This window comes from Desulfobacterium sp. N47, from assembly GCF_051233685.1.
Lineage (GTDB): Bacteria > Desulfobacterota > Desulfobacteria > Desulfobacterales > RPRI01 > RPRI01.
In genome coordinates, this window is the sequence record NZ_JBAMMY010000158.1 from 1 (window position 1) to 6940 (window position 6940).

The window sequence follows — 6940 nt, forward strand, 5'->3', positions numbered from 1 at the left end:
TGCCGGGTTCGAAGCTATTTGTCTACTTGCCGCAAGCATGGAGTTAAGGCAAGTCAGGCATTGGAGCTATTGTTTAAAGGCAAATTGCCCGACTTCCTTATGTGAATGGTAGTATATATTAAAATGACGCTGAATAGTTACAATGTTTTTTTGTAAATTTCTTCCTGCTCATCAAGTATTTCACGAAGTATGTTTATATTTGTCATCGGATTCATTATGACGCAGCGCAGAACAACGATGTTTTCACAACATTCTTTATGGGCTTTTAAAGTGGTTCTTGACACAAAACTATTTCCGGCTTCTCTTTGAAGCCTTTGTATTATAATGTTTATTTCGTTAAGTTTTTCATTTATTTTTCTTTGAACTTCTTCCGACTCATTCCATTGCAATCTTAACTCTTTGGGAAAAATCCTGTAAGTCAAAATATTTAATACAGGCATTGTTATCAACTCGAAATCCGGTCTGTTATTAATTTCATCGGCAAAATCTTTTGCTGTTTCTATCCCATGCTCAATCAGAAGGGCATAGCCTTTACTACCCATTATTTTAAGAGCGCTGTCAAGAACAAGAGAGTTGGCTTCTCTTGAGCCTGAAAGAGATTTAATGCCAAGATCAACCGAACCGCGTCTGTTAACATAATTTGCGTGGTATGTTATTGAATCCATCAGGCATGGGTCTTTGAAATAAACCATTCCTGAACTCATAGGCATATAAAATTGCTTATGCCCGTCGATTGTGACCGAATCGGCAAGTTCAATACCATCAAGCAGGTGTTTATATTTTTTAGACAGGAGAACAGGCCCTCCCCAAGCTGCATCAACATGAAAATGAACATTGTTTTCAGAGCATATTTCTCCGAGTTGCCTTAAAGGGTCAATGGTGCCGGTTTCAGTGGTGCCGGCAATACCGATTATTGCAAGAATTTTGATTTTATGGACGGAGTTTTTTATTTCATTTATTTTTTCTTTAAGTTTGGCAATGTCAATTCTATTACTACTGTCCAGCCCGATAGATATTATATTATTATTACCTATTCCAAGAAGGCCCCCGGCTTTTTTTAAAGAAAAATGCCCGAGTTCGGATACAAGTATTACGCTTTGTTCTATGCCATAAGCCTTGAATGCGGCGAATATTCCTTCTTTATCTACTCCTTCGAATCCTTCTTTAGGGCCAAGTTGAGTGTTTCTTGCAATCCACAAAGCCGTCAGATTTGCAAGCGTTCCGTTTTCAGTGAACCCACCCAGGGAAGTCCTGGAATTTTGCACATGCTCTAAATAAAAATCTTCACTCTTTTTGAATATAACTCTATGTATCTTTGCTAAAACCTGTTTTTCTATAATTGACAGGATTTTTGAAGTTTCAAGCTTAACTACGTTTTGATTTAAGGCAGCTGTGATTGTTTTAAGATGTACCATGAAAAATGGTATTGCCGAAGTCATGTGACCTGTAAAATAAGGAGATGCCACATTTACGGCATTAGGGGCTGTTTTTTCAATTATATTTGAAATAACAGCCGCAAGCTTTTCCTCGGGATTTTCACTTATAAGAGTATCTGTATATTGATCCGATAACTCTTTTAAGCTGACTTCTTCCGTTATGCCTACATGTGTATTTAAAAAATCATGAAGACCGAAAAGAATCTGCTCCATGTATTTAAGAAGTGTGGTTTTTGCGGCAACATCTTCCGGCCTGATGAAAGTTCTCATAAGGGCTTGCCAGTCAGCCACGAGTTCTTTATGCGGGATTTTTGGATTATTCATTTCGATATCTTCACACTAAGATCACCTAACATCTTTCCGTAACGCACACACTCTTCTTTGACGGCTTCATCGGGAGCCCCTATTGATACAGGCCCGTAATGGTTACCTTTCTGGAAACCCTGTATTATCATGCCATGTATAAGGAATCCCTGGATAATGCTTAGTATAGTTGTTTCGTTTCCGCCTCCGATAGCGCCTGATGATGTAAAAGCCCCTCCGATTTTTCCGTTAAGTTTACCAAAGTATTTAACGCTTTTATCCATCAATTCTTTTAACCCGGCAGTCATTACTCCAAAATAGGTGGGACAACCAAATATTATCACGTCGGAATTGAGCATATCTTCTATCACAGTATCTTCAACCTTTTTCAAAATAACTTCCATGCCTTCAGTTGGCTTAATTCCTTCTGCTATGCATTCAGCCATTTTTTTTGTATTTCCTGACTTCGAATAATATGAGATAAGAGTTTGTGCCATTTGTTCCTCCTGATAAATTTTATAACGAATATCATCATTACCGATCTAAAAGTAAAAAGGTTTCATTAACATGCCTTGTTTTTCTTTCCAAGCAAATATTTGACACTTCCGTAAAAAGTCCCCAGTCCGGCATGACGAAACAGGTATTTTCCGACTTTTTCCAGGTGTATTAATATTTTTTTTTAATGCCTTTAAAAAATAATATTTGCGCAGCAACATATTTAGGTGATATTTTAGCCGTAAAAAATAACAACTTCATAAAGTAAAAGCAGCTTTTTTTCTGCAACGGCTGGAAAGAGTTTCCCCTCTCTTGCCAGTTTAAGCAAATTTAACATTCCTGCTGTGAACAGCCGGAAATTTTTCGACCCTGTGGATTGTTGATCTATTTTAGATTCGCGCATATTTCCTGTATAAAGATACGGAGGATATGCGCTGTATCGGTTCAAGCTTCACTCCTATGCGAGGAGCCTGGGCTTATAAGCCCTCGGCCTGTTGATGTAAATTTTAAAAGCTAAATTTTATATATATTTTAACATAATAAATATTTTTAATTAACCAAAAAAACAAGGAGATTGCAATGCGTTCACAAAGCGGGAGGTTGTTTGGGGTTATGCTGATTATAATTTCGATTATGATTATTGCATCACCAGTCAAAGCCGGAAAAGCGGATAAAACTGCAACAGATGATAAAGTTGCAAAGAAACAATTGGTAGTACCGAATAAACAAATTGATAAAGCAGAAAAAATTCAAGCTCCAAAGGGTGATATTGCAGTTGTAAATGGGGTAGGAATTAAAAAGGAAGATTTTACAAGAGAGCTTTTCGCATTTGAGGAACAATACGCTAACCGCGGGGAAAAACCTGATGAAAAAGCACTTTCTGATATGAAGAAAAAGGTTCTTGAAAAAATGATTGAAACCGAATTGCTTTATCAGGAGAGTGTGAAGAATGGATTTAAGGTTGAGGATTCAACTGTTGACGAGCAGTTTAATAAATTTAAAGGGCAGTTTAAAAATGCGGATGAATTCAACAAAGAACTGGCCAGAGTTAAACTGACAGAAGCTTCTCTTAAAAATCAGATCAGACAGGTAATGACTATACAGCAGTATATAAACAAGGAGTTTGTTGAAAAAATAAAAATATCCGATGAAGAAATTAAAAAGTTCTATGAAACTAATCTTAAAGATAAAATTGAAAAAAATCTCAAACAGGAAAAGATTCAGGATGAAGTTGGTAAGTTTCTTGATAAATTAAAAGAAAAAAGCGAAGTGAAAAGAAATTTATAGTAATATCTAAATATACCGGATCACCTCAGGAAAGATTGGTGGTGATCCGGTATTCAAAAATTCTGCTGCGCTTACTTTACTTATCTCTCAACGCCTCAATGGTAATGATAATATCCACGTCTTTTCCGATAGCCCCCATCTTATAATATTTGCCGGTTCCAACATGGTATTGCAGCCTGTCTATAGTGAATTTACCTTCAAAACCACGCACAAGCTGCCCGGGATTCATAGGATTGTCTTTTTCGCCCAGATAATTAACCGGAACCACCACATCCCGTGTAACATCTTTAATAGTAAGTTTACCTATCAGCTGAAACTGTTTGTCATTTACTTGACTGACTCCTGTGGTTTTAAATTTCATAACCGGATATTCTTCATCCGAAAAAAACTCATTTGTCAGCAGATGATCATCTCTTTGACGGATACCGGTATTTATACTCTTAACTATTACATCCATATCGCAGCGGCTCGAATTTATATTGTTCGGGTCAAATACCAATGTCCCTGAAATATCATCAAACTGACCCCTGACTGTTGCAAAAATGTGCTTTATATCAAAATAGATGCGGGAATGAACGGGGTCAATTTGCCATTTTAAAGATTCTGCATATACGGTGTTTGAAAAAAGAACGAACGAGATCAATAACGAAATTAAAATAAATGTCATTTTCATAGCAAGTTCTCCTATACATGATTGTTGAATACGGGTTTAATTTGATTGACTGCCTTGTACTTATCAAATTATAACATTTCCAGGGGTTAAAGTGTAATGATATTTTTGTCAGATAACACATTGTGTTCCAAAACAAGGTTATAACGGCATGAAAAGAGTATGCTCCGAAGACGGCACTCCAATAGCAACATGGGTTTGCGGATCAGGCCCACCACTTCTTCTTGTTCATGGAACCATGGCAGACCACAGTGTTTGGATGCCGATGCAATCTGCGCTGAAGCACTATTACAGCGTATGGGTCATGGATCGTCGTGGACGTGGGCACAGTGGCGACTCTCCGGCTTATACACTGATTAATGAGGCCCAAGACGTTGCAGCAGTTATTAATGCTATAGGGGGCAAAGTAAATGTGCTCGCACATTCATTCGGAGGACTTTGCGCTTTGGAAACTGCTTTACTCAATTCTAATGTGGGTCGGCTTATCATCTATGAAATACCGGTTCCATGGGGGGGCTATCCATGGTCGGATGAGTTTGATTCCCGCATGCAATCGCTTATAGATGCAGGAAAAATGGAAGAAGCCCTTTTTATGTTTGCAAAAGATATTGTAAAATCCGGTTTAAAAGAACTTTCAGCCATACAAAACATGTCAGCCCAACCGATGAAAGCAGCTGTAGCCCGCACAATTGTCCGTGAATCACGATTAGTTGATCGCTATTGCTTTGATTCTGAACGGCTCGGAAAACTTAATATACCTGTTTTACTTATTGTAGGAAGCAAAAGTCCAAAACATTGGCATATCAGCTCAAAGACTCTTCAAAAGGCATTACCTGACAGCCGGCTTTTCATATTGGACGGGCAACATCATACGGCAATCCAAACGGCTCCTGATTTATTAGTTGAAGAAATAGTTGGATTCTTATCAGCGCCTTTAATTGAAACATAAAGACTTAACAGAACGCCTATAAAATTATAAATCATTACATAAAAAGCTCCTATCCTTATTTTACAGCGCTTATAGCATTTGCCGTAATAATATTCCGATCCGTTGATGCCGGAGATGAATATGTGCCACGCCGGTATTATAAGTTTATCAAAGAAGGAGAACGGATAAAAACCGAAAAAACCATTGTTGCCCTCCATTGTTGATGGATCATATGAGCCATAATTTTTATATTTGGCAACAACTGTTTAATCGATTTGAGAATTTTCTTCAGTTTCCGAAAAGAGTCTGATCTGATTACGTCCTTCTTTTTTTGCCAGATAAAGAGCTTTATCCGCCATTGTTATAAATGAACCGGGTAATGATTCCCGATTTGGAATCCCTCCGGCAATTCCCATACTTATAGTTACTATATTTGCTGTTGGAGAAAATGCATGCGGAATGTTCAGGGCCTTTACTTTCGAGCATATCCTTTCTGCCACTGTGCTTGCGCCATTTGGGTCAGTATCAACCAGAGCAGCTATAAACTCTTCCCCGCCGTATCGTGCTACAAGATCTTGCGGTCTTTTAACAGCTTCTTTCAGTACTTTTCCTATCTGTTTCAGACACTCGTCACCTTCCTGATGGCCATAATTGTCGTTATAAGCCTTAAAATTGTCTATGTCGATCATGATAAAAGACAAAGAAGTACTTTTTCGAACCGCGCTTTTCCATTCCCTGTTCACAAAGTCATCAAAACACCTGCGGTTGGGAATAGATGTTAATCCGTCTATGGAAGAAATATCCTGCAATATTTTGTTGGTTTTTTCCAGTTCCTTTTTTACAAGAAGTAATTCTTCAATGTTTTTCTTAAGTTCGAGCGATTGATCGTTAATAAGCCTTTTTTGATTATACAGTTCAAGAAAAATCTTTACCTTGCTCATAAGAATATTAGGCTCTATGGGTTTAAACAAAAAATCGACAGCGCCTGCCTCATAACCACGCAATAAATGCTTTTGCTCCCCGCTTATAGCAGTCAAAAATATTATAGGTACGTTTTTGCTTCTTTTAATTCCCCTCATAAGTTTTGCAGTCTCATAACCATCCATCTCAGGCATCTGCACATCAAGAAGTACAAGAGCAAAGTCGTATTCCAGAACCAGACCAAGGGCTTCATTGCCTGAAAGCGCCTTTACAATGTTTAATTCGGGATTCTCAAGCAGCGCCTCCAGAGCAATTAAATTCTCCGGCCTGTCATCTACTATAAGTATGTTGGCGTTTTCTCTCTCAGCCATTATAAATCTCCGTCTGATTCTATTTCAGACTGCTGCGGTTATTGTTTATGATTTTTTTCTATAAATAACTTCACCTTTAACCACATTCTCAAAATCATCGGCGCACTCTGAAAATCTGAGGCTCTCTTTTGAACCCAAGCAAAGAAATCCTCCATGGCAGAGGCTTTCGCAGAAAAGATTTAAGACACGATTCTGCAATTTCCTGTCAAAATATATAAGAACATTCCTGCACATAATCAAATTCATTTCACCGAATACTCCATCTGTTACCAGATTGTGGTCGGCAAATACTACGTTTGTCTTCAGATCTCTTTCAATTATTGCCGAATCATACTTTGCAGTATAATAATCGGAAAACGAATACTTACCACCGGCTTTAATATAGTTAAAAGAGGTAATTTCAAAAGTCTCGCATTGATCCGATTATTTTTATAAAAAGCAGTTGAAATACCAAATAACATATTGATTTAATAAAGAGAATGCTCTATTATCTTCTTAAATTCACCAATTCAAGAAAGGATGATAATAT

General features: G+C 37.6%; 8 protein-coding genes. 2 read left to right on the forward strand and 6 right to left on the reverse strand.

Annotated elements, in window-relative coordinates; genetic code table 11:
- Positions 1 to 137: 137 nt before the first annotated feature.
- From panP to VXK47_RS10310, 3 genes are all read right to left on the reverse strand, one after another.
- Complete coding sequence (gene panP / locus VXK47_RS10300) at positions 138 to 1760, reverse strand: pyridoxal-dependent aspartate 1-decarboxylase PanP (protein WP_435548700.1); 1623 nt, start codon at positions 1758 to 1760, stop codon at positions 138 to 140.
- The gene (locus VXK47_RS10305) at positions 1757 to 2236 is read right to left on the reverse strand and encodes a flavodoxin family protein (RefSeq protein WP_435548701.1); all 480 of its coding nucleotides are present in this window, start codon (positions 2234 to 2236) and stop codon (positions 1757 to 1759) included. Before VXK47_RS10305 ends, panP begins: the two co-directional genes overlap by 4 nt.
- 233 nt (positions 2237 to 2469) lie before the next feature.
- Positions 2470 to 2682, reverse strand: coding sequence for a hypothetical protein (locus VXK47_RS10310; protein WP_435548702.1), 213 nt, complete (start codon positions 2680 to 2682; stop codon positions 2470 to 2472).
- A gap of 131 nt (positions 2683 to 2813) precedes the next feature.
- On the opposite strand from VXK47_RS10310, the gene VXK47_RS10315 reads away from it, so the two are divergent.
- On the forward strand, positions 2814 to 3521 hold the full coding sequence (locus VXK47_RS10315) for a SurA N-terminal domain-containing protein (protein ID WP_435548703.1): 708 nt from the start codon (positions 2814 to 2816) through the stop codon (positions 3519 to 3521).
- A 76-nt stretch (positions 3522 to 3597) separates the two neighbouring features.
- Here VXK47_RS10315 and VXK47_RS10320 read toward each other — a convergent pair whose 3' ends face one another.
- Positions 3598 to 4194, reverse strand: coding sequence for a YceI family protein (locus VXK47_RS10320; RefSeq protein ID WP_435548704.1), 597 nt, complete (start codon positions 4192 to 4194; stop codon positions 3598 to 3600).
- 148 nt (positions 4195 to 4342) lie between these two features.
- On the opposite strand from VXK47_RS10320, the gene VXK47_RS10325 reads away from it, so the two are divergent.
- On the forward strand, positions 4343 to 5140 hold the full coding sequence (locus VXK47_RS10325; RefSeq protein ID WP_435548705.1) for an alpha/beta fold hydrolase: 798 nt from the start codon (positions 4343 to 4345) through the stop codon (positions 5138 to 5140).
- 245 nt (positions 5141 to 5385) lie between these two features.
- On the opposite strand, the gene VXK47_RS10330 is transcribed toward VXK47_RS10325, so the two are convergent.
- Positions 5386 to 6411 (reverse strand): diguanylate cyclase domain-containing protein, encoded by a 1026-nt coding sequence (locus VXK47_RS10330; protein WP_435548706.1) that lies wholly within the window; start codon positions 6409 to 6411, stop codon positions 5386 to 5388.
- A 45-nt stretch (positions 6412 to 6456) separates the two neighbouring features.
- Complete coding sequence (locus tag VXK47_RS10335) at positions 6457 to 6810, reverse strand: CheR family methyltransferase (protein ID WP_435548707.1); 354 nt, start codon at positions 6808 to 6810, stop codon at positions 6457 to 6459.
- Positions 6811 to 6940: the final 130 nt, after the last annotated feature.

Excerpts from the sequence above, each read along its gene's own strand:
- VXK47_RS10315 (WP_435548703.1), top strand. The coding sequence starts at position 2,814 with ATGCGTTCACAAAGCGGGAGGTTGTTTGGGGTTATGCTGATTATAATT.
- VXK47_RS10305 (WP_435548701.1), bottom strand. The coding sequence starts at position 2,236 with ATGGCACAAACTCTTATCTCATATTATTCGAAGTCAGGAAATACAAAA.
- VXK47_RS10325 (WP_435548705.1), top strand. The coding sequence starts at position 4,343 with ATGAAAAGAGTATGCTCCGAAGACGGCACTCCAATAGCAACATGGGTT.
- panP (WP_435548700.1), bottom strand. The coding sequence starts at position 1,760 with ATGAATAATCCAAAAATCCCGCATAAAGAACTCGTGGCTGACTGGCAA.
- VXK47_RS10320 (WP_435548704.1), bottom strand. The coding sequence starts at position 4,194 with ATGAAAATGACATTTATTTTAATTTCGTTATTGATCTCGTTCGTTCTT.
- VXK47_RS10330 (WP_435548706.1), bottom strand. The coding sequence starts at position 6,411 with ATGGCTGAGAGAGAAAACGCCAACATACTTATAGTAGATGACAGGCCG.